This is a genomic window from Pseudomonas sp. No.21 (genome assembly GCF_054558415.1).
In genome coordinates this window covers 77,257-101,914 of sequence record NZ_BAAJNO010000007.1, presented here as the reverse complement: position 1 = coordinate 101,914, position 24,658 = coordinate 77,257, and the positions used below count along the sequence as shown (strand labels likewise).

At 68.1% G+C, this 24,658-nt stretch carries 22 protein-coding genes; 5 read left to right on the top strand and 17 right to left on the bottom strand.

Going from position 1 to position 24,658, the window contains the following annotated elements; all coding sequences use genetic code 11:
- The first annotated feature begins 71 nt into the window (after positions 1-71).
- Positions 72-1,097, top strand: coding sequence for a porin (locus ACYJSS_RS15745; protein ID WP_111263715.1), 1,026 nt, complete (start codon positions 72-74; stop codon positions 1,095-1,097).
- 667 nt (positions 1,098-1,764) lie between these two features.
- Here the strand turns inward: ACYJSS_RS15745 and ACYJSS_RS15740 are convergent.
- The 13 genes from ACYJSS_RS15740 to ACYJSS_RS15680 all read right to left on the bottom strand — a co-directional run bounded on the left by ACYJSS_RS15740 (position 1,765) and on the right by ACYJSS_RS15680 (position 15,525).
- Positions 1,765-2,751: an amidohydrolase family protein gene (locus tag ACYJSS_RS15740; protein WP_236205470.1), complete on the bottom strand. Its 987-nt coding sequence runs from the start codon at positions 2,749-2,751 to the stop codon at positions 1,765-1,767.
- Positions 2,748-3,320 (bottom strand): 3-hydroxyanthranilate 3,4-dioxygenase, encoded by a 573-nt coding sequence (locus tag ACYJSS_RS15735; protein ID WP_111263717.1) that lies wholly within the window; start codon positions 3,318-3,320, stop codon positions 2,748-2,750. Before ACYJSS_RS15735 ends, ACYJSS_RS15740 begins: the two co-directional genes overlap by 4 nt.
- Before the next feature lie 10 nt (positions 3,321-3,330).
- On the bottom strand, positions 3,331-3,756 hold the full coding sequence (locus ACYJSS_RS15730) for a RidA family protein (protein ID WP_111263718.1): 426 nt from the start codon (positions 3,754-3,756) through the stop codon (positions 3,331-3,333).
- Entirely contained in the window at positions 3,753-4,553 is an 801-nt protein-coding gene (locus tag ACYJSS_RS15725; RefSeq protein ID WP_111263719.1) for a 2-keto-4-pentenoate hydratase, read from the bottom strand. The genes ACYJSS_RS15730 and ACYJSS_RS15725 overlap by 4 nt, the downstream gene beginning before the upstream one ends.
- On the bottom strand, positions 4,550-5,587 hold the full coding sequence (gene dmpG / locus ACYJSS_RS15720) for a 4-hydroxy-2-oxovalerate aldolase (protein ID WP_111263720.1): 1,038 nt from the start codon (positions 5,585-5,587) through the stop codon (positions 4,550-4,552). The genes ACYJSS_RS15725 and dmpG overlap by 4 nt, the downstream gene beginning before the upstream one ends.
- Before the next feature lie 10 nt (positions 5,588-5,597).
- On the bottom strand, positions 5,598-6,539 hold the full coding sequence (locus ACYJSS_RS15715) for an acetaldehyde dehydrogenase (acetylating) (RefSeq protein ID WP_021218020.1): 942 nt from the start codon (positions 6,537-6,539) through the stop codon (positions 5,598-5,600).
- 11 nt (positions 6,540-6,550) lie between these two features.
- A complete protein-coding gene (locus ACYJSS_RS15710; RefSeq protein ID WP_021218019.1) occupies positions 6,551-7,363 on the bottom strand; it encodes a 2-keto-4-pentenoate hydratase in 813 nt (270 codons plus the stop codon).
- 14 nt (positions 7,364-7,377) lie between these two features.
- Positions 7,378-8,844 (bottom strand): 2-hydroxymuconic semialdehyde dehydrogenase, encoded by a 1,467-nt coding sequence (locus ACYJSS_RS15705; protein ID WP_111263722.1) that lies wholly within the window; start codon positions 8,842-8,844, stop codon positions 7,378-7,380.
- Between the two features lie 514 nt (positions 8,845-9,358).
- Positions 9,359-10,321: a LysR substrate-binding domain-containing protein gene (locus tag ACYJSS_RS15700; RefSeq protein WP_111264561.1), complete on the bottom strand. Its 963-nt coding sequence runs from the start codon at positions 10,319-10,321 to the stop codon at positions 9,359-9,361.
- Between the two features lie 276 nt (positions 10,322-10,597).
- Positions 10,598-11,347, bottom strand: coding sequence for a tetratricopeptide repeat protein (locus ACYJSS_RS15695; RefSeq protein WP_236206127.1), 750 nt, complete (start codon positions 11,345-11,347; stop codon positions 10,598-10,600).
- Between the two features lie 123 nt (positions 11,348-11,470).
- The gene (locus ACYJSS_RS15690; RefSeq protein ID WP_236206128.1) at positions 11,471-13,924 is read right to left on the bottom strand and encodes a TonB-dependent siderophore receptor; all 2,454 of its coding nucleotides are present in this window, start codon (positions 13,922-13,924) and stop codon (positions 11,471-11,473) included.
- A gap of 105 nt (positions 13,925-14,029) precedes the next feature.
- Positions 14,030-14,995, bottom strand: coding sequence for a FecR domain-containing protein (locus tag ACYJSS_RS15685; RefSeq protein WP_111264558.1), 966 nt, complete (start codon positions 14,993-14,995; stop codon positions 14,030-14,032).
- Positions 14,992-15,525, bottom strand: coding sequence for a sigma-70 family RNA polymerase sigma factor (locus ACYJSS_RS15680; protein WP_111264557.1), 534 nt, complete (start codon positions 15,523-15,525; stop codon positions 14,992-14,994). Before ACYJSS_RS15680 ends, ACYJSS_RS15685 begins: the two co-directional genes overlap by 4 nt.
- Before the next feature lie 189 nt (positions 15,526-15,714).
- On the opposite strand from ACYJSS_RS15680, the gene ACYJSS_RS15675 reads away from it, so the two are divergent.
- From ACYJSS_RS15675 to ACYJSS_RS15665, 3 genes are all read left to right on the top strand, one after another.
- Entirely contained in the window at positions 15,715-16,227 is a 513-nt protein-coding gene (locus ACYJSS_RS15675) for a sigma-70 family RNA polymerase sigma factor (RefSeq protein ID WP_111264556.1), read from the top strand.
- On the top strand, positions 16,224-17,198 hold the full coding sequence (locus ACYJSS_RS15670; protein ID WP_236206129.1) for a FecR family protein: 975 nt from the start codon (positions 16,224-16,226) through the stop codon (positions 17,196-17,198). The genes ACYJSS_RS15675 and ACYJSS_RS15670 overlap by 4 nt, the downstream gene beginning before the upstream one ends.
- Positions 17,199-17,493: 295 nt before the next feature.
- Positions 17,494-19,938 (top strand): TonB-dependent siderophore receptor, encoded by a 2,445-nt coding sequence (locus ACYJSS_RS15665; RefSeq protein WP_236206130.1) that lies wholly within the window; start codon positions 17,494-17,496, stop codon positions 19,936-19,938.
- 399 nt (positions 19,939-20,337) lie between these two features.
- On the opposite strand, the gene ACYJSS_RS15660 is transcribed toward ACYJSS_RS15665, so the two are convergent.
- From ACYJSS_RS15660 to ACYJSS_RS15645, 4 genes are all read right to left on the bottom strand, one after another.
- Complete coding sequence (locus tag ACYJSS_RS15660) at positions 20,338-20,658, bottom strand: hypothetical protein (RefSeq protein ID WP_236206131.1); 321 nt, start codon at positions 20,656-20,658, stop codon at positions 20,338-20,340.
- Entirely contained in the window at positions 20,655-21,194 is a 540-nt protein-coding gene (locus ACYJSS_RS15655) for a thiamine pyrophosphate-binding protein (RefSeq protein WP_111261007.1), read from the bottom strand. Before ACYJSS_RS15655 ends, ACYJSS_RS15660 begins: the two co-directional genes overlap by 4 nt.
- Positions 21,191-22,369 carry a PepSY-associated TM helix domain-containing protein gene (locus ACYJSS_RS15650; RefSeq protein ID WP_111261008.1) on the bottom strand — a complete coding sequence of 393 codons (1,179 nt, stop codon included), beginning with the start codon at positions 22,367-22,369 and terminating at the stop codon, positions 21,191-21,193. The genes ACYJSS_RS15655 and ACYJSS_RS15650 overlap by 4 nt, the downstream gene beginning before the upstream one ends.
- A 223-nt stretch (positions 22,370-22,592) precedes the next feature.
- A complete protein-coding gene (locus ACYJSS_RS15645; protein WP_236206132.1) occupies positions 22,593-23,468 on the bottom strand; it encodes a LysR substrate-binding domain-containing protein in 876 nt (291 codons plus the stop codon).
- Between the two features lie 134 nt (positions 23,469-23,602).
- Between ACYJSS_RS15645 and ACYJSS_RS15640 the strand changes: the two genes are divergently transcribed.
- Entirely contained in the window at positions 23,603-24,658 is a 1,056-nt protein-coding gene (locus ACYJSS_RS15640) for an agmatine deiminase family protein (RefSeq protein ID WP_236206133.1), read from the top strand.

Sequence of the window (24,658 nt, the reverse complement as noted above, 5' to 3'; positions counted from 1 at the left end):
TAAGAAAAATAGAGCGCGCGGCGGCGGGGAGATGGCCGCCGCGGGCTCACCCTGTTCGATCGGAGCAACCCATGCGCAAACTTCTACTCGCACTTCCGCTTGTGAGCGGGCACGCCTTCGCGGGAATCGAGATATCCGGGATCATCGACGTCACCTACGAGGTGGCCACCTCAGGCGGGGACACCGTGGAGCGGGTCACCGGTGCCGGTCTCAGCGCCAACCGCATCCAGTTCAAGGCGGACCAGGCGCTCACCGACGACCTCTCGGTGAAGGGCGTCTACGAGGCGATGTACAACCCCCATTCCGATGACGACATGGGCAAGCGCGAAGCCTATGCCCAGATCATCTCCAAGCGCTGGGGCACCCTCAGTGCCGGGCGCCAGGACACGCCCTCGGCCAACGCCTACGGCTACGCCGACCCGCTGTTCGGCAACGAATACAGCCTGATCAACAACGTCAGCGTGTTCTATGCGCCCTGGCGTGAAGACCGCTCGCTGATGTACATCAGCCCGCGCATCGAGGGCTTCGAGTTCCGCGGCATGGCCACCCAGGGCGAGAAGGACGGCAGCCGCGACGGCCGTGTCTACAGCGTGGCGCTGGACTACTGGGCCGACAGCCCCTGGTACTTCTCCGGCGCCCTGGACCGCAAGTACCAGCGCAACCTCTGGGACAAGGACAGCATGGAGTACGCCACCGACCTCTACCTGACGGCGGTGTACAGCATGGGCAAGACCGACCTGACCGCCGTCTACCACCGCTACACCGGCTACTACGCCTACGCGCCCTGGGTGGATTTCGAATCCAACGGCAGCGACCTGCAGCTGGGCCTGCGGCACAACTTCGGCAACAAGCACAACGTCGCCGTCAGCCTGATCTACAAGGACGACCGCAAGGACGAAGCCCTCAGCGACGCCGCCGGCATCAACCTCGGCTACATCTACAACTACGACGAGAACATCGACCTCTACGGCGTCTACGCCTACATCCACCACACGCGTGATTCGGATGTGCGCTACCCCATCAGCTGGAACCTGGAAAGCCCGCTCGCCGACGAAAACCCCGAAGGCATGCAGCTCGGCGTGCGCTTCAAGTTCTAGCCCACCCGCCACACCCCCGCCCGCGACAGGACGCTGTCGCGGGTTTTTTATTGCCCGCGATACGGCGGTGCATGGGGCACGTCCGGTGCACGCCGGTCACGCCGATTGGTGGATGGGTGAAGCGTCATCCACCCTAAGCGAGGCCGGGCCGATGAGCCGGGTTGGGGCCCGGAGGTGATGGGTTTCGCGGCGCTCTACCCAGCCCCGGGGTTGATCGGGATGTAGGGTGGATGACGCTCTTTTCATCCACCAAACGATGTCGCCGGAAAGCACATTGCGGCGGCGGTGCATGGGGCATGTCCGGTGCACGCCGGTCATGCCGATTGGTGGATGGGTGAAGCGTCATCCACCCTACGCGAGGCCGGGCCGATGAGCCGGGTTGGGGCCCGGAGGTGATGGGTTTAGCGGCGCTCTACCCAGCCCCGAGGTTGATCGGGATGTAGGGTGGATGACGCTCTTTTCATCCACCAGGCGATGTGCCGGGGAATACCTGAGCCCATACAGGGATGCAGTTCGTAGGATGGGTAGAGCGAAGCGAAACCCATGCTGCACAGGCGGTGCGGGGTGTCGCGGGTTTCACCCGCCCTACGGAAACCATGCCCATAAAAAAGCCCTGGTCCGACGGTGCGGACCAGGGCTTGAGTCAGGAGGCGTGATGGAGGGGGTATCAGATGCCGAAGAACTCCCGGGCGTTGCCGGCGCAGATGCGTGCCTTGTCGGCGTCGTCCAGGCGCGGGTGTTCGAGCACGCCGGAGCCGATGCGCTGTTCGCCCAGGGGGAAGGGCGAGTCGGAGCCGAGCATGACCCGGTCCGGGCCCATCACCTCCACCAGCAGCTGCAGGGCGCGGGGGTCGAACACGGCGGAGTCGACGAAGAAGCGCTTCACGTAGCTCGAGGGCAGTTGCGGGCAGTCCTCGCGGACGATGTCGCGGTGGCGCCAGGCGTTGTCGACGCGGCCGAGAAGGAAGGCGAAGCCGCCGCCGCCGTGGGCGAAGCAGATGCGCAGCGACTCGGGGATGCGCTCGAAGGCACCGGAGAGGATCAGCGAGAGGATGCCCAGCTGGGTTTCCGCCGGCATCGCCACCAGCCAGGGCAGCATCCATTTGCGCATGCGCTCGCCGCCCATCATGTCCCAGGGGTGCACCAGCACCGGGATGCCGTCGTTGGCGCAGTGGCTGAGGAAGGTCACCAGGTTGTCGTGGTCCAGGTCGTGGTTGCCCACGTGGTTGCCGATCTGCACGCCGACGTGGCCGGCGGCCTTGGCGCGGCTGGCCTCGCGGCAGGCTGCGTCTATGTCCTGCAGGGGCACCTGGGCCAGCACCTTAAGGCGGTCCGGGGCGCGGGCGGTCATCTCCAGGGCGCGGTCGTTCATCAGCTGGGCCCAGGGCAGGGCGCGTTCGATGGGCGCGTCGTAGGCGAACATCACCGGGGTGGCGCACATGATCTGGATGTCCAGGCCCTGCTCATCGAGGTGCTCGATGCGCCGGACCGGGTCCCAGAGCACGTCGTGCACCGGGCGGAAGGGCTTGTCGCCGACCATGATCTGGCCGCTGGGGCCGTCGCTGTGCAGCCAGGGCGCGCGCTCGGGGTTGAGCCGTGCGGCTTCCTCCCGGGTGATGGTGGGGAAGAAGTGCGAGTGGATATCGATTTTCATGCTCGGGCTGCCGCCTCCAGGGTCCGGTGCCAGGTCTGCCAGTCACGGCCGGGGTGGATCTCGCCGCATTCGCTGCAGCGGCGCTCGGCCTCGCGGGTGGCGTAGAACTGCTCGTACACCGGGGGCAGGTCGTTGACGATGCTCTGCAGCTGCATCTCGTAGCGCTTGATCACCGTGCCGCAGTGGGCGCAGCTCCACTGCAGCGCGTCGTACAGGCCGGCGGGGCGCTGGCGCTCGATCACCAGGCACAGGCTGCCGGGCTCGGGGCGTTGCGGGGAGTGGATGACGTGGGGCGCCATCAGGTAGATGTCGCCCTCGCGCAGGTCGATGCGCTCGTAGCGGCCACGGTCCCAGATGTTCAGGTAGGCGTTGCCCTTGAACTGGTAGAAGAACTCTTCCATCGGGTCGTCGTGGAAGTCGGTGCGCTGGTTCGGGCCACCGACCACGGTGACCATGAAGTCGGCGTCCTGCCACACCTGCTGGTTGCCCACGGGCGGCTTGAGCAGATGCGCGTGCTCCTCGATCCAGCGGTTGAAGTTGAGCGGCGGGCTGAAGTGGTGTTTGTCCATCTTGTTGTTCTCAGCGATTGAGCGGGGCGTAGGCCACGGCCTTGATTTCGATGCGCAGGTGCGGGTGCGGCAACTGGTGCACGGCGACGGTGGTGCGGGTCGGGCCGCTCTCGTCGAAGTACTCGGCGTAGACCTGGTTGTAGGGGCCGAAGTCGTTCATGTCGACCAGGAAGGTGCTGATCTCCACCAGGTTCTGCAAGGTTGCGTTTTCACTGGCGAGGATGTCGCGGATGTTCTCGATCACCGCGCGGGTCTGGGCGCGGATGTCCAGGTTGGTGGTGCCCATGGCGTCCACCTCCACGCCCTCGAAGCTGTTGTCCGGGCGCCGCGAGCTGGTGCCGGAGACGTAGAGGAAGTCGCCGGCGCGCTTGATGTGCGGGAAGCGCCCGCGTGGGGTGGCCTTGCCGGCCACGACTGTGGAGCGGTTGTCATTCATGCTCGGGTTCCTTGTTGGGGCGCGCGGGCGGCGCTGCAGGTGAAGCCGCATTCGCCGTAGCCGGCGATCTCCACGCTGACGTGGGCGCCCGGGGTGAGGGCTTCGGCGGCGGTGGCGGCGCCGGCCATGATCAGGCTGCCGGCGGGAAGGGCGATTTCGGCGCGGGCCAGCAGCTGCGAGGCCTGTACCAGGCTGCGCAGCGGGTGGCCGAGGATCGCGGCGGTGGAGCCGGCCTGGACCACGCGGCCGTCGATGCGCATCAGCACGCCGGCGTTGGCCAGCCCGGCGAAGTCCCGCGACCAGGCACCGACCACCAGGCCGGACGAGGAGCAGTTGTCGGCCACCACGTCCTCCAGGCTGAACTTGAAGGCCTGGTAGCGCGAATCGATGATCTCGATGGCCGGGGCCACGGCCTCCAGGTAGTCGGCCGCCTCCAGCTGGGTGAGCGGGCGCTCGATGGCGCGGCGGGTGACGAAGCACACCTCCGGCTCGGCGCGCGGGTGGATGAAGCGGCCCAGGTCCACCACGCCGCCGTCCTCTTCCAGCATGGCGTCGGTGAGCCAGCCCCAGATCAGGCTGTCGACGCCCATCTGGATCATCTTGGCGCGGCTGGTGAAGCCCAGCTTGACCCCGACCATGCGCTCGCCGTCGGCGTAGCGACGGGCCATGGACGCGCGCTGGATCAGGTAGGCCTCGTCGAGGGAAAAGGGGCTGCTGGTGCTGAACTGTGCCAGCGGCTCGGCCTGGCGGGCGGCGCGGTCGAGGGCGGTGGCGATGCGGGCGATATCGGTGCTCATGGGCGCGGCTCCTGGCGTTGGGCGAGAAGGTCGAGGGCGACGTCGACGATCATGTCTTCCTGGCCGCCGACCATGCGGCGCTGGCCGAGCTCGACGAGGATGTCCACGGTCTTCAGCCCGTAGCGGGCGGCGGCCACCTCGGCATGGCGCAGGAAGCTGGAGTACACGCCGGCATAGCCCAGGGCGAGGGTTTCGCGGTCCACGCGCACGGGGCGGTCCTGCAGTGGGCGGACGATGTCGTCGGCGGCATCCATCAGTGCCAGCAGGTCGGTGCCGTGGTGCCAGCCCAGGCGTTCGGCGGCGGCGATGAACACCTCCAGCGGCGCGTTGCCGGCCCCGGCGCCCATGCCGGCGAGGCTGGCGTCGATGCGGTCGCAGCCTTCCTCCACCGCGACGATGGAGTTGGCCACGCCCAGGGAGAGGTTGTGGTGGGCATGGATGCCGGTGGCGGTGGCCGGGTCGAGCACGGCCTTGAGTGCGCGGAAGCGCTCGCGGATGTCCTGCATGCCCATGGCGCCGCCGGAGTCGACCACGTAGATGCAGGTGGCGCCGTAGCTTTCCATCAGCTTGGCCTGGCGGGCGAGGCCGTCGGGGGTCTGCATGTGGCTCATCATCAGGAAGCCGACGGTGTCCATGCCCAGGTGGCGGGCGTACTCGATGTGCTGGCGGGAGACATCCGCCTCGGTGCAGTGGGTGGCCACGCGGACCACCCGGGCGCCGGCGGCGTGGGCGGCCTTGAGGTCGTGCACCGTGCCGATGCCGGGCAGCAGCAGGGTGGCGATGCGCGCGTGCTGCAGCACATCGGCGGCGGCCTCGATCCATTCCAGGTCGGTGTGGGCGCCGAAGCCGTAGTTGAAGCTCGAGCCCTGCAGGCCGTCGCCGTGGGCGATTTCGATGGAGTCCACGCGGGCCTGGTCCAGGGCGCGGGCGATGGTCTGCACCTGCTCCAGCGAGTACTGGTGGCGGATGGCGTGCATGCCGTCGCGCAGGGTCACGTCGGAGATGTACAGCTTCTTGCCGGGGGTGGCGGTCATGGCGTGCTCCTCAGCGGTTCAGCAGCGACTGCGCCATGCGTTCGGCGGTGGCCAGCGCGGCGGAGGTCATGATGTCGAGGTTGCCGGCGTAGCTCGGCAGGTAATGGGCGGCGCCTTCCACTTCGAGGAACACCGAGGTCTTCAACCCGCTGAAGCGGCCATGGCCGGGGAGGGTCAGCGGCGCCGATTCGGGGATCACCTCGAACTGCACCTGCTGCTTGAGGCGGTAGCCCGGCACATAGGCCTGCACGGCGGCGACCATTTCTTCGATTGAGGCGGCGACCTGCGCCTGGTCCACCGCTTCGCTCAGCACATAGACGGTGTCGCGCATGATCAGCGGCGGCTCGGCCGGGTTCATGATGATGATCGCCTTGCCCTTGGCCGCCCCGCCGATTACTTCGATGGCCTTGGAGGTGGTCTCGGTGAACTCGTCGATATTGGCGCGGGTGCCGGGGCCGGCGGACTTGCTGGCGATGGAGGCGATGATCTCGGCGTAGTGCACGCGGGCCACGCGGGACACCGCCGCCACCATGGGAATGGTGGCCTGGCCGCCGCAGGTGACCATGTTGACGTTGGTCTGTTGCAGGTTCTGCTCCAGGTTCACCACCGGCACGCAGTAGGGGCCGATGGCCGCCGGGGTCAGGTCGATCAGGCGGATGCCGGGCTTCACGCTGCGCAGGTAGGCATCGTTCTGCACATGGGCGGCGGCGCTGGTGGCATCGAAGACGAAGTCGATCTCGGCGAACTCGGGCAGGCGGGTCAGCCCCTCCACGCCTTCATGGGTGGTGGCCACGCCCAGGCGGGCGGCGCGGGCCAGGCCGTCGGAGGCCGGGTCGATGCCGACCATGGCGGCGATTTCCAGGTGCTGGGCGTTGCGCAGGATCTTGATCATCAGGTCGGTGCCGATGTTGCCCGAGCCGATGATCGCGGCCTTGAGTTTCTGTCTGTTCATGGGGGCTCCGGTCATTGCGCGGTGGCGAAGGCGGCGGTGACGCTGCCCAGGCCCTGGATGTGCGCGGTGAAGCTGTCGCCCGGTTGCACGGCGACCATCGGCCCCAGCGCACCGGTGAGGAGGATGTCGCCGGCACGCAGCGGTGCACCGTGGCGGACCATGGTGTCGGCCAGCCACAGCGCGGCGTTCAGCGGGTTGTCCATGCATGCGGCACCGGCGCCGACCGACACCGGCTCGCCGCGCAGGGTCATGCTCATGCCGCAACGCACCAGGTCCAGCTTGTCCAGGGTCACCGGGCGGCTGCCGAGCACGAAGAGGCCGGAGGAGGCGTTGTCGGCGATGGTGTCCACCAGGCGGATGTCCCAGTTGGCGATGCGGCTGCCGACCACTTCGATGGCCGGCAGGGCGAAGGCGGTGGCGCGGATCAGGTCGGCCACGGTGTGGCGCTCGAAGCACAGGTCGTGTTCCAGCACCAGGGCGATCTCCGCTTCCACCTTGGGTTGCAGGGTGTCGTCCCAGGCGATGGGCTGGCCGTCGCCCCGGGCCCGCTCGGCGAACAGCAGGCCGAAGTCCGGCTGGTCGACGCCCAGCTGCTTCTGCACGGCGCGGGAGGTCAGGCCGATCTTGTGGCCCACCGGGCGCAGGCCGGCGTCGATGGCGGCCAGGGTGTTGTAGCGCTGGACGGCATAGGCCAGGGCGACCGGGTCCTGGGTCGGGTCTTCGGCCAGGGCGGTGGCGATCAGGTCGCGCACCGGGGCGCAGGGTTGGCCGCTGCGTTCCGCCTGGCGCAGGCGGCTGGCCGCTTCGATGAGTGCTGCATGCATGGTGGGGCTCCCGCTCAGGCGTTGACGCAGATGGTGGTGATCTCGGAGTAGAAATCCAGGGAATGGCGGCCGCCCTCGCGGCCGAGGCCGGACAGGCGCGCGCCGCCGAAGGGCGTGCGCAGGTCACGCAGGAACCAGGTGTTGACCCAGACCATGCCCACGCGGAAGCGCCGCGAGACCTTGTGCGCGCGCTTCAGGTCGCGGGTCCACAGAGCCGTGGCCAGGCCGTAGGCGGAGTCGTTGACGCGGCGCACCACCTCGTCCTCGCTGTCGAAGGGGGCGATGTGGCAGACCGGGCCGAACACCTCTTCGCGCACGCAGCGGGCGTCGTCGCCGAGGCCGGTCCAGATGGTCGGCTGCACGTAGGCGCCGTTGTCGCGCTCGTCGCCGAACACCGGCACGCCGCCACCGGTGACTTCGACGGCGCCTTCGCTGCGGGCCAGTTCGAAGTAGCCGAGCACCTTGTCGCGGTGCTTGTGGGAGATCAGCGAGCCCATGTTCACGCCGTCTTCGTCGGGGTAGCCGATCTTCAGCTTCTCGGCGCCGGCCTTCATGGCGGCGACGAAGCGCTCGTAGATCGGCCGCTCGACATAGACGCGCTCCGAGCACAGGCACACCTGGCCGGAGTTGGTGAAGCTGGAGCGCAGCACGCCGGCCACCGCCGCGTCGAAGTCGCAGTCGGCGAAGACCACCGCCGCGTTCTTGCCGCCCAGCTCGAAGGAGACGTCACGCACGCCCTCGGCGGCGGCCTTCATGATGGTGGCGCCGGTGCGCGACTCACCGGTGAAAGTGATGGCGTCGACGTCCGGGTTGCGGGTGAGGAATTCCCCGGCGGAGTTGGGGCCGAAGCCGTGCACCAGGTTGAACACGCCGGCGGGCAGCCCGGCTTCCTGCATCACCTCGGACAGCAGGGTGGCGCTGGAGGGCGAATCCTCCGACGGCTTGACCACCACCGAGTTGCCGCAGGCCAGGGCCGGGGCGACCTTCCAGGTGAGCAGCAGCATCGGCAGGTTCCACGGCGAGATGATCGCCACCACGCCGTGGGGCTTGCGCACGGTGTAGCTGAACACCTCGCTGCCATCGGCGGCGCGCATCTCGAAGAACTCGCTGCCGGCCTGGCGCACCAGCTCGGCGAAGGTGCGGAAGTTATGCACGCCCCGGGCGATGTCCAGGGTGCGCGCCTGCTGCACCGGGCGCCCGGTGTCGGCGACCTCGGCGGCGACGAACGCCTCGAAGCGGCGCTCGATGCCATCGGCGATGCGCATCAGCATGTCGGCGCGCTGGCTCGGGCTGAAGTCGGCCCAGGGCCCTTCCTGCGCGGCCTTGGCGGCGGCGACGGCGCGTTCCACCTGGCTGGCGTCGGCTTCGCAGACCTGGCTCAGGACGCGCCCGTCGATGGGCGAGATATTGGGGAAGGTCTTGTCACTGGCGACGAATTCGCCCGCGATGAAATGGCGCAGCAAGGGCAGGGGAGTGGACACGACAACCTCCGATTCTTGGATTTCGGAGGAGTCTAGGGAAGGCGCCTATAAGCGAATAATGAAAGCCTTGAGGTTGACTATTCTGCTTTGGAATAGCTGGGTGGCCCCGATCATGGCACACCGGTGCGACATGACCGTAGGGGCGAATTCATTGGCTCTGTCTGCGTTAAGTGTTGCTAGAAGAATTGAGCCCTGCTGATTGCCGAGCTCTGGTGATGTTTCTGGTTTCGCCCCCCGGGCGAGTCTCTTTTGGCAGTCGCCCCAAAAGAAACCAAAAGGGCTTGCCCCATCATCCGGCCCCGGCTTCGCCGGGGTTCCCTCACTCCATCGTCGCTCTGGGGGCCGGCGCGATGGGCCATCCATGGCCTGGCGCGCCTCTCGCGGCATCCATGCCGCTCGTCCCCCGGCGCAACGACTGCGTTCGGCCTCCTGGAGGGGCGTTGGCGGCTGCTCCAACTTTCTTCGCTCAAATCCACACATTGATGTGCGCACCTACCCAACGTGCACGCATCGATCAGGCCGGCGCGCCCTGGTCATGCTCGCGGCTGGCCTGTTCCAGGCATTCGCGGAACAGGCGGGCGGCGGGGCCGAGGTCGCGGTTGGCGGCGTGGAAGTAGCCGATGTCGCCGAACTGCAGCGGGGCGCCCAGGTCGAGGGCGCGCAGCATGCCGGCATCGGCGAACTGGCGGGTGGCTTCAAAGGGCATCAGGGCGACGGTCTGCTGGTCCTGCATGAGGCTGATGTTGGTGAGGATCGACAGGGATTCGACCACGTTGGCCGGGGTGCCCAGGTCGGCCTCGGCGAACAGGCGGTCGGCGGTGCGGCGCAGCAGCGAGTCTCGGGTCGGCAGCACCCAGGGGTAGCCGTGCAGTTCCGCCAGGCTCACCGGCGAGCGGCCCTGCAGCGGGTGCTGGGCGCCGGCCACCACGCACAGGGCCTCGCCATAGAGCACTTCGACTTCCAGCATCGGCGACTCGTTGCGCCAGCCCCAGTCGTCCGGCACGCGGCCCACCACCAGGTCCACCTCGCCCACGGCCAGGGCCGGGAACAGCTGGTCCATCTGCCCCACCCGCAGGGACACCAGCACGCTGGGCGCGCGTTGCTTGAGCAGTTGCATGGCGCGCGGCAGCAGCGAGCTGGAGGCGGAGATCAGGGTGCCGACCATGACATGGCCGGAGGTGCCTTCCTGGAAGGCGTTGACCTCGTCGGTCAGCGAGCGCAATTCGGCCAGCAGCGACTTGGCCCGGCGCACCACCAGCTCGCCCAGTTCGGTGGCGGTCACCCCCCGGTTGCCACGGATCAGCAGCGGGGCGTCGAAGTAGGATTCCAGCTCGTGGATGATCTTGGTCACCGCCGGCTGGGTCAGGTTAAGCGCCTGCGCCGCGCGCAGCAGCGAGCCGCTTTGCAGCACCTGGTCGAACACCACCAGTTGGTAGAACTTGAGCTTCCGCGCCACGGACATGGGGGTGAATTTCATGCGGTGCCTCGACGGGTCAAAGGGCGGTGGGGTGCGCAAAGCACCGCATGGTAATCAAAAGCGGGGACGAGCGGGGGATGTGGATGGTGGCGCCTGCTGGAGAGTTTTTGAGTCCAGCGGGTTGCCGAGTTTTGATGGTGGTTGTGCCGTAGGGTGTGCCGTGCGCACCGCCGCGCGGTGCGTCCGGCGAGCTCCAGGTGCGCGCAGCACACCCTACGTTCGAGGTGAGCGGCGGCTGCATGCTCAGAGGCCCGGTTGTGCCCTTTGGCTATGGCCTCAGGGCTGCATCTCGCGCAGGGCGTCGCGGCTGAGGCTGATCCACTCGCCGTGCAGGTTGCGGTAGTGCCTGGGGGAGCGGCGGGCGTAGTGCTGGATCTGTTCCAGCAGCTCGCGGGCTTCGCGCTGGCGGCCCAGCTGGCGGAGCATCAGGGCGTAGCGGTAGTTGGCCTCGGGGCCGGTGTAGTAGCCCGAGAGGGCGCGGTATTCCTCTTCCGCTTGGCTGGTATCGCCGAGGCTTTCCAGGGCGCGGGCGTAGAGCAGGTGGCCGACGGCGGAGCGGTAGTCGGGGTTGTGCTGGATCAGCCGGTCGAGGGTGTCGCGGCAGCCTTGCGCGTCGTCCTTGGCGAACTGCGCCTGGGCGAGGCCGAGGAGGATGTCCGGCGCGTGCGCGTGGATGCCGCGCAGGGCGGCCTGGTAGTGGCTGGCGGCTTCGTCGGCACGGCCCAGGCGCAGCAGCTCTTCGGCCACTTGCACGCGGGTTTCGCGGGTGTCGCGCAGGTCCAGCTCGTCACGCAGGGCGCGCAGGTGGCGCTCGGGGTCGAGGGTGTCGTGCAGGCGGTTGACGGTGCGCCGGCCGGTGCGGCTGCCGAGCAGGTCGGGGAGCATGATGCCGAGGAAGTAGATCAGGCAGCCGAGGCCCGGCAGCGCGATGATCAGGTACAGCCAGTAGCGTTCCTGCCCGCTGCGGACGACGTGGAGGCCGCAGGTGACCTGGCAGGCGATGACGAGCAGGGCGAGCAGTGGCATGGCGGTTTCCAGTCCCTTGGAGAGTCGATGGGCGCCGCCCGGAAAGGACGGGCGCCTATGAAATCACGCCGCCATGCGCTTGTCAGGTGGCCGGCTGTGGAGCCGGTCACGTTGTGGGCGGGCTTACCAGTCGTAGCTGAGGTTGGACACCAGGGTGCGGCCCTGGCCGTAGTAGCAGTCCCAGATGCTGCGGCAGCTGGCGACGTAGGTCTTGTCGGTGAGGTTCTCGACGTTCACCGCCAGCTTCACGCCCTTCAGGCGCAGTACCGAGTGCTCGAAATCGTAGGTCACGGCTGCGTCGTAGACGGTGTAGGACGGGATCTGGAACGAGCCCTCGTAGTCATCGCCGTAGCTGCCGCGCACGTAGCGGGCACCGAACCCGGCGCCGAGGCCGGAGAGCGGGCCGTCGCCGATGTAGCGGTAGTCGGCCCAGAGCGAGGCGGTGAGCGGCGGGCTGCTGGCCGGGTGGCGGCCTTTGCGGCCGTCGTTGTCCTTGCTGTATTCGATGTCGTTGCGCGAGACCGAGGCCAGCAGGTTGAGGTTCTCGGTCAGCGCGGCCTTGCCTTCCAGCTCCACGCCCTGGGAGCGGATGGCGCCGGTCTGGGCGTTGAAGCCGGGGTTGGCGAGGTCGGTGGTGAGGATGTTTTCCTGCTCCAGTTCGTAGACCGAGAGCTGGATGAAGCTTTCCTGGCCACTGGGCTGGTACTTCAGGCCGGTTTCGTACTGCTTGCCGGTGGAGGGCTCGAAGGGCTGGCTGGCGGCGTTGGTGCCGGTCTGCGGGAGGAAGGATTCGGAGTAGCTGATGTAGGGCGCCAGGCCGTTGTCGAAGACGTAGGTGAGGCCGGCGCGGCCGGTGAAGGCTTCGTCCTTGACGTTGCTGTGGGTGCCCTGGATCGGCGCGCGGTTGTCGGTTTCGGCCCAGTCGTAGCGCCCGCCGAGGGTGAGGATCCACTGGTCGAGCTTGATCTGGTCCTGCAGGTAGAGGCCGGTCTGGGTGACGGTGTTGTCCCACTTGTAGCGGTTGCCGAAGCGCAGCGCCTGGCCGTAGACCGGGTTGAACAGGTCGATGATCGGCGGGTTGTAGTCGTACTGGCCGTCGAACTTCGAGTTGAAGTGGTAGTAGTCCAGGCCGATGAGCAGGGTGTGGCGGGCCTCGCCGGTGTCGAACTGCGCCTGGGCGATGTTATCCACGCCGAACACGCTGTTCTTCTGCGCCCAGTCGACGCCGTAGCGGGTCTGGTAGCGCTTGTCGTTGGCACCGGTGACCGGGTTGGCGACGAAGCGGTAGCCGTGCAGCGGCGCGGTGTAGTGGTCGTCGACATAGGCGTAGCGGGCGTTCTGCCTGAACGTCCAGACGTCGTCGAGGCGGTGGCTCAGCTCGTAGCCCAGGGCGTTCTGCTTGCGGTTGTAGTCGTTGACGCCGGGCTCGCCGAGAAAGCGGTCACGGGAGATATGGCCGTTGGGGTTGGCGAACACCGTGCCTTCGCTGGGCAGGCCCTGGGCCTCGGGCACGCCGTCGTCCTTCTGCCATTGGGCGTAGAGCGTGAGGCTGGTGTCGTCGCTGGCCAGCCAGGTGAGGCTCGGGGCGATGAACAGGCGCTGCTGCTCGACGTAGTCGATTTCCGCGTTGCTGTCGCTGGCCAGGCCGGTGAGGCGATAGAGGAACTGGCCCTGGTCGTCCAGCGGGCCGCCGAGGTCGAAGGCGCCGCTCTTGCGGTCGTAGCTGCCGGTGCCGAGCTGGATCTGGTGCAGCGGCTCGGCGGTGGGGCGCTTGCTGACCATGTTGACCATGCCGCCGGGCTGGTTCTGGCCGTAGAGCACGGAGGAGGGGCCCTTCATCACTTCGATGCGTTCCAGCGAGTAGGGCTCGATCTGCAGGGCGCCGCCGGTGCTGCCGCCGCCATAGGGCAGGTGCAGGCCGTCGAGGTAGAGCGGGGTCGGCAAGTAGCCGCGCGAGGTGGGCTCGTCGAAGATCTTCACCCGGTCGGAGAAGCCGCCACCGGTCATGCCGGCGGTGTAGCGCAGCGCCTCGGTGATGCTCTGCGCGCCGCGCGCCTTGATCTCGTCGGCGGTGATCACGTTGATGGTCTGGGGGATTTCCAGCAGCGGCGTATCGGTCTTGGTGCCGGTGCCGCTGCGGGTGGCCACGTAGCCCTGCACCGGGCCCCAGGCGTTTTCCTGGTAGCTGCTGCCCTGGATGCGCGTGGCGTCCAGTTGCAGGCCGTCGCCTTCGCTGCGCGGTTGCAACTGGTAGCGGCGTTCACCGGTGGGCAGGGCCTGCAGGCCGCTGGCGCCGAGGAGGATGCCCAGCGCCTGGTCCACGCTGTAGCGCCCCTGCAGGGCCGGGCTCTGCTTGCCGGCGGTGAGGGCGCCGTCGGCGGCCAGGTAGATGCCGGCCTGCACGGCGAAGCGGTTGAGCTGGTCGGCCAGGGGGCCCGCGGGGATGTCGAACTGTTGCTCCTGCATCTGCTCGGCGGCGGATACCAGCGTGCCGTGGAGGGCGGCGACAGCGCCGAGGGCGAGCGGGATGGCCAGCGCGAGGGGGCGCAGGGGGAAGCGTGAGGGGCGCGGTGACATGTTTTTTCCTTGTCGTTCGAGGGGCAGAAAGCCGTTGTCACCCGCTAATTCGGATGAGAAGGAAAAACCGGAAACGCGAATGCGAAATTTTTTCGAACAGTGCGATCAGCGCGCTTCCACGGTGTGCCACCAGGGCAGGGTGCGGTGCACGCGGATGGGCAGGACGTCTTCCAGCATCGCCAGTGCCTGGTCGCCGTCATGCAGGGGGAAGGCGCCGCTCACCCGCAGGTTGGCGACCTGTGGCGCCACGCCGAGGTGGCCGTGGCGGTGGGCGGCCAGCTCTTCGACGAAGGCCGAGAGCGGCATGTCGCTGGCCAGCAGCATGCCCTGGCTCCAGCTCTGCCGGCCCTGGCTGGCGGGCTGCAGGGCGCCGATGGCCTGGTCGTCGAAGCCCAGTTGCTCGCCGGCCTGGGCGATGCGCACCTGGCCGGCGGTGTTGCGTACTTCCACCGCGCCTTCGAAGACGTTGAGCCGGGTGCGCCCCTGCTGTTGCTGCACGCTGAAGCGCGTGCCCAGCGCGCGCAGGCGGCCTTCGGCGGTGGTGATGACGAAGGGGCGGCTGTCGTGGTGGGTGTCGATCAGCACCTCGCCGGCCACCAGGTGCAACAGGCGCAGGTCGGCTTGCAGGTCGACGTCCAGGGCGCTGGCGCTGTTCAGCCAGACGTGGCTGCCGTCGCCCAGGGTGAGTTCGCGCACCTCGCCCGTGGCGCTGCGGTAGTCGGCGCGCCAGCCCGCCACCAGGCCCGGCAGCGGCATGTTGCGCCAGCCGGCCCAGCCGAGCAGGGTGCCGCCGGAGAGCACGGCCAGGGTGCGCAGCACCTGGCGCCGGGAGTGCTGGGCACGACGGGCGCCCTTGAGCGTTTGCAGGGCCACCTCGCCATCGCCTTGCAAGGGGGCGAAGCGCTGGCTGATGCGTTCGACGTAGAGCCAGGCCTGGCGGTGCATCTCGCTTTGCCCGTGCCAGTGCAGCCAGGCGGCGCGGGTGCTGTCGTCGGCGGCTTCGGCGCTGAGTTCGGCGTACCAGTGCGCGGCCTGCTGGAGGATGGCGTGGTCGGGCTTGAGCGGGGTCATGTGCGCAGCGCCTCGTCCAGTTCGGCTTCCAGCAGCAGGCACTTGAACATGGCCTGGGCCATGTAGCTGGTGACGGTCCGTTCGGACACCCCGAGCCGCTCGGCGATGGCGCGGTAGCCCAGGCCCTGGACCTGAGCCAGGAGGAAGGCCTCGGCGACCTTGGGCGGCAGGCTGGCGAGCATCGCGTGCACCTGCTGCAGCGCTTCCAGGACCATGGCGCGGTGTTCCTCGGAGGGTGTCACCGCCTCGGGCTGGCCGGCCAGCACCTCGGCCCAGGCGCGCTCCACCTGCTGGCGCCGCCAGAAATCCACGCACACATGGCGGGACATGGCGCTGAGGTAGGCGCGGACGTGGGTATCGCTGTCGAACTGGCGCGGCCTGCTCAGCAGGCGCAGGAACACGTCGTGGGCGAGGTCGGCGGCATCGCTGGCGTTGCCCAGCTTGCGTTGCAGCCAGGCGCGTATCCAGCCGTGGTGCTCGACGTAGTAGTGCTGCACCTGGCGTTGGTAGGACTTGTCGAGGGTCGACATCGGGTGGCTTCCGGCAGGGCAGGCGGCTTGAATGCAGATGAGAAGGATTCGCATATTATGCGCAGTCGCCCGTGCTGGCAAACCGCACCGTGGCCGACCGGCCAGGGCGGGTGAATGCGGGCATTGCCAGCGGGAACGCGGATCAACAATAATGCGACTTATTCTTATTTGAATCCTGGGTCTTTCCCCGTGTCCACCTCTCCGGATCTCAATGCTTCCCTGGCGACGCTCTACAGCGAGAACCACCGCTGGCTGCGCGCCTGGCTCTATCGCCAGCTGCGCTGCCCGCAGGATGCCGCCGACCTGACCCAGGACACCTTCATGCGGGCCATGGCCTCGCGCCAGCTGGGGCAGTTGGAGGAGCCGCGCGCCTTCCTCAACACCCTGGCCCGGCGCCTGCTGTGCAGCTTCTGGCGGCGGCGCAAGGTGGAGCGTGCGTACCTCGAGGCCCTCGCGGAGCTGCCCGAGCGGTTCGCCCCCTCGGAGGAGGACATCGCCCTGGTCAGCGAGGCCATCGACGCCATCGACCGGCTGCTCGACGGCTTGCCGCAGCGGGTGCGCCGCGCCTTCCTGCTCAACCGTCTCGACGGCTTGCCGCAGCAGGCCATCGCCGACCTCCTGGGGGTGTCCCTGGCCACGGTCGAACGCGACCTGCGCCGTGCCTTCGTGCATTGCCTCTGCGCCCACCCGGAGCTGCCATGAGCCACGCCGAACTCGACCCGCACACCCGCACCGCCATCGACTGGATGCTGCGCCTGGACCCGGGCCGGGTGACCAACCACGACCGCCAGGACTTCAAGCGCTGGCTGGCCGACGACCCGGCCCACCTGCTCGCCTGGCAACGGGTCAGCGGTCTGCTGCAGCAGCCGCTGGCCGACCTGCAGGGCGCCGAAGTACGCAGCCCGGGCCAGTTGCGGGCCGCCAGCCGGGCACTCTCCGCCCCTGACTCGCCGCAGCGCCGCAAGCTGCTGCGCGGCGGCCTGGCCCTGCTGGTGCTGGGCGCCGGCAGCGGTGCGCTGGTCAACCGCGTGACCCCGTTGACGGGCCTCAGCGCCGATGTGCACACCGCCACCGGCGAGCGCCGCACGCTGCAACTGGCTGACGGCAGCCGCCTGGTCCTCAATGCCCGCAGCTCGGTGGATATCCGCTTCGATGGCGCGCGTCGGCTGCTGCGCCTGCGTGAGGGCGAGGTGCTGGTGACGGTCGCCGCCGATGCCGCGCGGCCCTTCGTCATCGCCACCGCCCAGGGCGAAGTACGGGCGCTGGGCACGCGCTTCCTGGTGCGCCAGGAGGCGTCGCGCAGCCTGGTCTGCGTGCAGGAGCACAGCGTGCGCATCGACTGCCTCGACGGGCGCCAGGGCGAGCTGGGCGAAGGCCAGGCGGCCTGGTTCGGCGCCTCGGGCATCCAGCCGGCCCCTGCCAGCCTGCTGACCCGTGCGGCCTGGGTGGACGGGCGCGTGGAAGTCGATGACGAGCCCCTGGGGCACCTGGTCGAGGCCCTGCGCCCCTACCATCGCGGCCTGCTGCGCATCAGCCCGGAAGCCGCGCAGGTGCGGGTGTTCGGCGTGTTCCCCCTGGACGACAGCGGCGCCGCCCTGCAATCGCTGGCCGAGACCATGCCGGTGCGGGTGCGCCGCTACGGCCCCTGGCTGACCCTGATCGACCGCGCCTGATCGCGCATGGAGTGGCTCCGTGCATAGGGCGGATGGCGCTCTTTTCATCCACCCGCGGTGTCGCCTGCGAGCACGAAATGGTGGACGGGTGAAGCGTCGTCCACCCTAGGGCTGGCGTGCGCGGAGTCGGTCGGTGTGTGGGGTGGGTTTTTTTCATCCACCAAAGGGCGCCAAAGACGGGCTCGAAAGCGCGGCCATCGAACACATGCAAAAAATTCGCAAGAACGATGAGGGGTTTATGCGCCTCGTTGGACATGGATAGGGCAAACCCGACACACGGAACAAGGAGCCCTTCATGTCGTCCCCCCTTCTGCGCCCTGGCCTGCTGGCCCTGGCGATCGCCTTCGCCAGCGCCGGCCAGCCACTCGTGGCCCTGGCCGAGTCCAGCAGCAGCCAGGTTGCCGTGCGCAGCTATGACATCCCCGCCGGCCCGCTGGGCGAGACCCTGGCTCGCATCTCCCGCGAGAGCGGCCGCACCCTCTCCGCCGACCCGTCGTTGATTCAGGGCAAGCAGGCGCCGGCGGTGCGCGGGCAGTTCACCGCGGAGCAGGCGGTGCAGCAGGCGTTGGCGGGGAGTGGGTTGTCGCTGGTGATCACCGCCGGCGGCACGCTGTCGTTGATCCCGGCGCCAGCGGAAGGCGCCCTGGAGCTGGAGGCGACGACCATCTCTTCCTCGCTGCTGGGCGATACCACCGAGGGCACGGGCTCCTACACCACCGGTTCGACCCGTACCGCGACCAAGCTGCCGCTGTCCCTGCGCGAGACGCCGCAGTCGGTCAGCGTGATCACCAGCCAGCGCATCCGCGACCAGAAGATGGTCAGCCTGGAAGACGTCCTCACCCAGGCCCCGGGCGTGCTCTACAAGAAGAAGAGCAACTCCTCGGACGAGGAGGTGGGCATCTTTTCCCGTGGCATGAAGATCGAGAACTTCCAGGTCGACGGCATCCCGACGGTGTTCGAGCCCTCGATGAGCAGCCAGTCCAACGACATGGCGGTGTATGACCGGGTCGAGATCGTGCGCGGCGCCACCGGGCTGCTCAGCGGCATCGGCCAGCCGTCCGCCACCATCAACATGGTGCGCAAGCGCCCGACCCGCGAGTTCGCGGCCTCGATCCAGGGCAGCGCCGGCTCCTGGGACAACTACCGCTCCGAGGTCGATGTTTCCGGCCCGATGAACGAGCAAGGCACCCTGCGCGGCCGCCTGGTGGGCGCCTACCAGACAGCCAACTCCTTCACCGATCGCCTCAGCACCGAGCGGCGGGTGGCCTATGGCGTGATCGAGGCGGACCTCGGCGAGCGCGATACCGTCAGCTTCGGCATCGACTACCAGGTGCGCAACTGCGATGCCTGCGGCTATTTCGGCTTCCCGGCGTTCTACAGCAATGGCCAGCGCACCGACTTCAAGCGCTCCTTCAACTCGGCCGCCGACTGGAGCCACGCCGATCGCCAGCGCACCTCGATCTTCGGCACCTACGAGCACCGCTTCGACAACGAGTGGATGGCTAAGGTCGCCGTCACCAACGTGCGTGACGACAACGACGTCGAGTACGGCTGGTTCAGCAGCAATGGCTACCCCAATCAGCAGACCGGTGCGGGCACCAGCCTGTATTTCGCCAAGTGGCCGAGCAAGCCCGAGCAGAATTCGGTGGACGCCTACGCATCCGGCCCCTTCAGCCTGTTCGGCCGCGAGCACGAGCTGGTGGTCGGTGCCAGCGCCATGCGCTACCGCAGCAACACCGGTGCCTACCCGCTGTGGGTGGATCGCAGCGGCAGCGGCTGGAACCCGGCCATTCCCGACGTCTACCAATGGCGCGGCGACATCTCCAAGCCGCCGTTCAACCGCATTGGCGACCTGGAGTACAGCCAGCGCCAGTACGCGGCGTACAGCACGGCCCGCTTCACGCTCACCGATGACCTGTCGCTGATCCTCGGCAGCCGCCTGAGCTACTTCAAGGTCGACCAGAGCTCCGCCTACTACGGCTACGACCCGACCTCCCTGAAGAAGCGCGAGCACGGCGAGCTCACGCCATACGCCGGCATCGTCTACGACCTGGACGACAACCACTCGGTCTATGCCAGCTACACCAGCATCTACAAGCCGCAATCGAGCCGGACCCTCGAAGGCACCTTCATGGACCCCACCGAAGGCGAGAGCTACGAGGTCGGGGCCAAGGGCGAGTACTACGACGGCCGGCTCAACCTCAGCGCCGCGCTGTTCGAGTCCAAGCTGAGCAACTACGCGGTCGGCACCGGGCTGTACGACGCCTTCGACAACGAGATGGTGGCGCCCGCGAAGATCAAGATCAGGGGCCTGGAGCTCGAAGTCGCCGGTGAACTCATGCCGGGCTGGCACGTGCAGGCGGCCTACAGCCACGTGAACGCCTACTACCCGCAAGGCGTCGATGTGAACGTCGGTTTCCCACGGAACAACGTCAAGCTCTTCACCACCTACGACCTGACCGGGGACCTGAACCGCCTCACCCTCGGCGGCGGCGTGCGCTTGGAAAGCGCGACCCGCTACGGCAATACCCAGGTGATCCCCGGCACCACCCTGCAAGCCAAGCAGGGCAGCTACGCCCTGGTGGACCTGCTGGCGCGCTACCGCTTCGACGAGCACTTCACCGGCACGCTCAACGTCGGCAACCTGTTCGACAAGGCGTACTACGCGAGCACCAGCGTCTACAGCGACCTCTACGGCGAGCCGCGCAGCCTGACCGCTTCATTGCGCTGGGAGTATTGATCGCAGCCGACCAGGCCCGGGGCTTAAGCGCGGGCTACGGCGTGACGCTGTGCGTGGGTGGAGGTCGTTCTTTGCCTCCACCAGCGGTGCCGCCCGTGAGTTCGCAGGGTGGACGGGTGGAGCGTCGTCCACCCTACGGCTGGCGCGCACGGAGTTGGGCCATGGGTCGGGTGGATGGCGCTCTTTTCATCCACCAGCGGTGTTACCTGTGAGCACGCAGGGTGGACGGGTGAAGCATCGTCCACCCTACGGTTGCGTGCACGGAGTTGGCTCGTGGGTAGGGTGGATGACGCTTTTTTCATCCACCAGCGCTGCCGCCGGCACGCACCGGGTCGGCCTGTGTGTAGGGTGGGCCGGGCGTCGCTCCGTTTCAGCCCGCCGATTGTCGATTGCGCGCCCTCAGAGCCCCTTGATCTGCTTGTAGTCCAGCTCGGCGGTATGGCCGGCGCCGAGGTCGAGCAGCACGTAGAACTCGCCGTCCGGGCGGGGGAAGGTGAAGCGCGAGTCCGCGCCGAGCTTGCCGGCAACCAGTACCTTTTCGTCGTAGCCGATCACGTCCAGGGTCACGCCCGGGGCGGCGCTGCCGTTGGAGAGGCCGCCGGTGCAGCGGATCTGCCCTTCGGCGATGGCTTCGCACTCGACGAAGGCGTTGTGGGCGAAGGCGGCGGGGGTGGCGAGCAGCAGGGCGCTCGCCAGCAGGGTGGGGTAAAGGGGCTTCACAGCGTGTCTCCATTGCGGGCCAGCCATTCGATCATCGACGGCGAGACTTCCTTCAGGGGGATGGACGCCTGGTGCACGCTGCCGTCCCAGCCTTCCACGGTCAGCCACAGGGCGTCGTCGGCGGTGGTGCCCGGCGGAATGCGTACTTCGGCGAACAGCCGGTAGGGGCTACCGGACAGCAGCGAGCCGGCGGCGCGCAGGCTGCGTGGCTTGCCGATGCGCAGGTAGGCGGCCTTCACCTGGCCGATGCACTCGGCGCAGAAGGCCAGGGTGATCTCCTTCATGTAGCCGGCCTTGCCGTCGCGTTGCGGCTCGTGCAGCTCCCATTCGGCGATGCGTGCGGTCCAGGGGCCGACCGGGTATTGGCCTATCACCCGTTCGCCCAGGCCCTGCAGGCCACGGTCGAGGCTGACGTCATGGAAGTAGGCGGGCATGAAGCCCAGCGGGATCAGCACCAGCAGCGCGCTGAGGTGGAAGCGCCACGTGAGCCACAGGCGCTTGAGGCGGGTCTCGGGAATCAGGGCTGCGTTGCTCATTCGGTCGCCTCCACGGCGGTGGCGGCGGGTGTCGGGCGGGGCTTGCGCTTGAGCGCCTTGGCGGTGGCGATCACCGTGCGCTTGCTCCAGATGAGCAGGCCGCTGAGCACCATCATGCTCAGCAGCAGGCCGAAGAAGAACCAGACCAGCTTCACCCAGATGCCGCCGAAGTCGCCGGTGTGCAGCGGGCGCATGGACTCGGTGACGAACTCCAGGGGCGTGCGGTCGGCGAGCAGGCGCGAGCCCACCAGTTCACCCGTGTAGGGGTTGAGTTCGGCGGTCTGGTACATCAGCGGGTACCAGCCGCGGCCGCCCACTTCCATCGGCGTGTAGGCGTCCGGGGGGAACATCACGAAGCTCACCTCGAAGCCGGGAATGGTCCGCGTGGCGGTGGCCACCGCCTGGTCCACGCCCACGCGCGGCATCGGCCGGCCGGGCTGCGCCAGGGGGACTTCGTCACGCGGGATCAGCGTCGGCAGGCCTTCGCTGGAGATGGAGATGTGCGTGTCGGCGAGGATGGCGCTGATCAGGAACCACACGCCGGTGATGGAAATCACCGCGATGAACCAGATCGACCAGATGCCCGACAGGCGATGGAAGTCGCCCCAGAAGATGCGCGCGCCCTGGTTGAAGCGCAGCGTCGGCTTGAGGAAGCCGCGCCAGAAGCGCTTGTACACCACCAGCCCCGTGACCAGCGAGGCGAGCATCGGCAGGCCCAGCAGCGAGACCAGGTACCAGCCCCAGCTGTAGCCGTTGGTGAAGGGCACCAGCCACCAGCCATGCAGGGCGCGGGTGAACTGGCGGAAGTCGAACAGCGGGCTGCTGCCCTGGATCTGCCCGGTGTAGGGGTTCACGTACAGGGTCGCGGTGCGCGTGTCGGGGTAGGTCACCGAGGCGGTCAGGGCGAAGTGGCTTTCCTCGGGCTTGGCCAGCCACTCCACATCGGCGGTGGGGTCCTGCTTCTCGATGGCGGCGAGGATCTGGTCGAAGCTCATCAGCTCGGCGTCATCCGAGGGCGCGGTGGCGCGCACGTCGGGGTTGGCGAGCCAGACGATCTCCTCGCTGAGCACCGCCAGGGTGCCGGTGATGCACACCAGGAACACGAAGAACCAGATGGGCAACGCCAGCCAGCTGTGGACCAGGAACCAGGTTTTCGAACGGGATTTCTTCGACATGGGCAACGATCTGGGTAGCGGAATCAGGGCCTCCGGCCTCGGCCGGTCACGGGTGCGGTCACGCCCGGCCCATGGAAAAGCACCCGCCGGCCCGAGGGGCTGGCGGGTGAAACCAAAGAAACGGCATCTCGAAATCGAGGGGGCGTTACATTCAGGACGGATGAGAAGGGCAAAACCCGCAACGGCACATGCAAGAAAATGTTTCCGTCCGACTGATGGTCTTCTAGCCCAGGGCTTTCACCTCGTCTTCCAGCTGTTCCAGCAGCCACTCGCTGAAGCGGCGCGTCAGCGGGCTGAGCTCGCTGTCGCGGTGGATCAGCCAGGCCCAGTTGGGGCCACGGATGGTCTGCTCCACCAACGGTTGCAGGCGCTTCTCGGCGCGGGCCCTCTGCGCCAGCAAGCGGCTGACCAGGGCGGTGCCGAGCCCGTCGCAGGCGGCGTCCAGCAGCAGGCCGGGGTCGGAGAAGTTGAGGCCGCTGCTCTGCTGGCCGACGTCGATGCCCGCTTCCAGCGCCCAGTGGCTCCAGTCCATCTCGCGCTCGCCGTGCAGGGTGGTGCGCTGCGCCGGCGGCGTGGCCAGCAGCGCCGGGTGGCAGGCGGGGTAGAGGCGATCGGCATGCAGGACGCGGAAGCTGCATTCGGCCTGGGCGGCGATGTCGTCGCGCACGGCGATGTCGATGGTCTGGGTGGCCATGTCCGGCGGCTCGTCGGTGGTGAACAGCCACAGGTCCACTTCCGGGTGTTGCCGGCGGAAGTCGCCCAGGCGCGGCACCAGCCAGTGGCGGGCGAAGGCCGGGCTGGTGTTGACCACCAGCTGGTTGGGCTTGCGGTACTGCTCCAGCCGGCGGATGCCCACGGCCAGTTGCTGCAGCAGCGCCTGGGTGGTGCCGAGCAGGTCGTGCCCCGCATCGGTGAGGGCGACGCTGCGGCCGTTGCGGTGGAACAGCGGCTGTTCGAGGAAGCCTTCGAGGCTGCGGATCTGCTGGCTGATGGCCGATTGGGTGAGGTGCAGCTCCTCGGCGGCCTTGTGGAAGCTGCCGAGGCGGGCGGCGGCTTCGAAGCCGCGCAGGGCGTTCAGCGGGGGCCAGTGCTTGAGCATCTCTGATAAGCCTGTCTGATCATAAGTGTGGAAAATCTATCGTTTGTTGCGCCTGTTTCACAGGCCTAGCATGGCATCCATTACCGCAATCGCGGTTTTCAGTGATAACTAAAACTTAACTGAAGGCAATCGTCATGCAGCAGCAACACGCGCAGCAGAGCGGCTGGGTCATGCCCGCCGAATGGTCCCACCACGCCGCCACCTGGATGGTCTGGCCGCACAACCAGCCGCTGTGGGAAACGGGCTGGGGCGTGACCCTGGCTGCGGTGCAGGAGGACTTCGCCCGTGTCGCCAACGCCATCGCCCGCTTCGAGCCGGTGAAGATGGTGGTGGACCCGAGTGCCGTGGAGCGCGCCCGCGCCCTCTGCGGCCCGGGCATCGAGCTGCTGCCCCTGGCGGTCGACGACAGCTGGTGCCGTGACTCCGGCCCCAGCTTCGTCTGCCACCCGCAACTGGGCGTGGCCGGCGTCAGCTGGCGCTTCAATGCCTGGGGCGGCAAGTCGGCCCACGACCTGGATGAGGGCCTGGCGCGCCGCGTGCTCAATCACCTGGGGCTGGACTGCTTCGGCACCGCGTTGAGCAACGAGGGCGGCGCCATCCATGTGGACGGCGACGGCACCCTGATCACCACCGAGTCGGTGCTGCTCAACGCCAACCGCAACGCGGGCATCAGCAAGGCCGAGGTGGAGGCGATCTTCGCCCGCCTGCTGGGGGTGAAGAAGACCATCTGGCTGCCGGGCGACCCGGACCACGTCACCGGCGACATGACCGACGGCCACGTCGACGGCGTCTGCGCCTTCGCCCGCCCCGGTGCGCTGCTGGTGGATGCCACCCGTGACGCCACCTCGGTCTATGCCCAGGTGGCGCGGGAGAACCGCCGCGCCCTGGAGCTGGCCACCGACGCCCGTGGCCGCCGCTTCGAGATGCTCGAACTGTTCGAGGCCAGCGATGCGGTAGACACCGGGGCCGAGGTGTTCTGCGCTTCCTACACCAACTTCTACATCGCCAACGGCGCGATCATCATGCCGGCCTACGGCATCGACGCCGACGACGAGGCCGCCGCCACCCTGCGCCTGGCCTTTCCCGGCCGCGAAGTGGTGCCGGTGCGCATCGACCAGCTGGCCCACGGCGGCGGCGGGGTGCATTGCATCACCCAGCAGCAGCCGGCCTGGCTGCTGAAGGGGGTGTGA

Excerpts from the sequence above, each read along its gene's own strand:
- ACYJSS_RS15680 (WP_111264557.1), bottom strand. The coding sequence starts at position 15,525 with ATGTCGACCCTCGACAAGTCCTACCAACGCCAGGTGCAGCACTACTAC.
- ACYJSS_RS15695 (WP_236206127.1), bottom strand. The coding sequence starts at position 11,347 with ATGCCACTGCTCGCCCTGCTCGTCATCGCCTGCCAGGTCACCTGCGGC.
- ACYJSS_RS15735 (WP_111263717.1), bottom strand. The coding sequence starts at position 3,320 with ATGGACAAACACCACTTCAGCCCGCCGCTCAACTTCAACCGCTGGATC.
- ACYJSS_RS15650 (WP_111261008.1), bottom strand. The coding sequence starts at position 22,369 with ATGTCGAAGAAATCCCGTTCGAAAACCTGGTTCCTGGTCCACAGCTGG.
- ACYJSS_RS15715 (WP_021218020.1), bottom strand. The coding sequence starts at position 6,539 with ATGAACAGACAGAAACTCAAGGCCGCGATCATCGGCTCGGGCAACATC.
- ACYJSS_RS15700 (WP_111264561.1), bottom strand. The coding sequence starts at position 10,321 with ATGAAATTCACCCCCATGTCCGTGGCGCGGAAGCTCAAGTTCTACCAA.
- ACYJSS_RS15665 (WP_236206130.1), top strand. The coding sequence starts at position 17,494 with ATGTCGTCCCCCCTTCTGCGCCCTGGCCTGCTGGCCCTGGCGATCGCC.
- ACYJSS_RS15740 (WP_236205470.1), bottom strand. The coding sequence starts at position 2,751 with ATGAAAATCGATATCCACTCGCACTTCTTCCCCACCATCACCCGGGAG.
- ACYJSS_RS15725 (WP_111263719.1), bottom strand. The coding sequence starts at position 4,553 with ATGAGCACCGATATCGCCCGCATCGCCACCGCCCTCGACCGCGCCGCC.
- ACYJSS_RS15655 (WP_111261007.1), bottom strand. The coding sequence starts at position 21,194 with ATGAGCAACGCAGCCCTGATTCCCGAGACCCGCCTCAAGCGCCTGTGG.
- ACYJSS_RS15730 (WP_111263718.1), bottom strand. The coding sequence starts at position 3,756 with ATGAATGACAACCGCTCCACAGTCGTGGCCGGCAAGGCCACCCCACGC.
- ACYJSS_RS15640 (WP_236206133.1), top strand. The coding sequence starts at position 23,603 with ATGCAGCAGCAACACGCGCAGCAGAGCGGCTGGGTCATGCCCGCCGAA.
- ACYJSS_RS15645 (WP_236206132.1), bottom strand. The coding sequence starts at position 23,468 with ATGCTCAAGCACTGGCCCCCGCTGAACGCCCTGCGCGGCTTCGAAGCC.
- dmpG (WP_111263720.1), bottom strand. The coding sequence starts at position 5,587 with ATGACCGCCACCCCCGGCAAGAAGCTGTACATCTCCGACGTGACCCTG.
- ACYJSS_RS15745 (WP_111263715.1), top strand. The coding sequence starts at position 72 with ATGCGCAAACTTCTACTCGCACTTCCGCTTGTGAGCGGGCACGCCTTC.
- ACYJSS_RS15690 (WP_236206128.1), bottom strand. The coding sequence starts at position 13,924 with ATGTCACCGCGCCCCTCACGCTTCCCCCTGCGCCCCCTCGCGCTGGCC.
- ACYJSS_RS15685 (WP_111264558.1), bottom strand. The coding sequence starts at position 14,995 with ATGACCCCGCTCAAGCCCGACCACGCCATCCTCCAGCAGGCCGCGCAC.
- ACYJSS_RS15710 (WP_021218019.1), bottom strand. The coding sequence starts at position 7,363 with ATGCATGCAGCACTCATCGAAGCGGCCAGCCGCCTGCGCCAGGCGGAA.
- ACYJSS_RS15670 (WP_236206129.1), top strand. The coding sequence starts at position 16,224 with ATGAGCCACGCCGAACTCGACCCGCACACCCGCACCGCCATCGACTGG.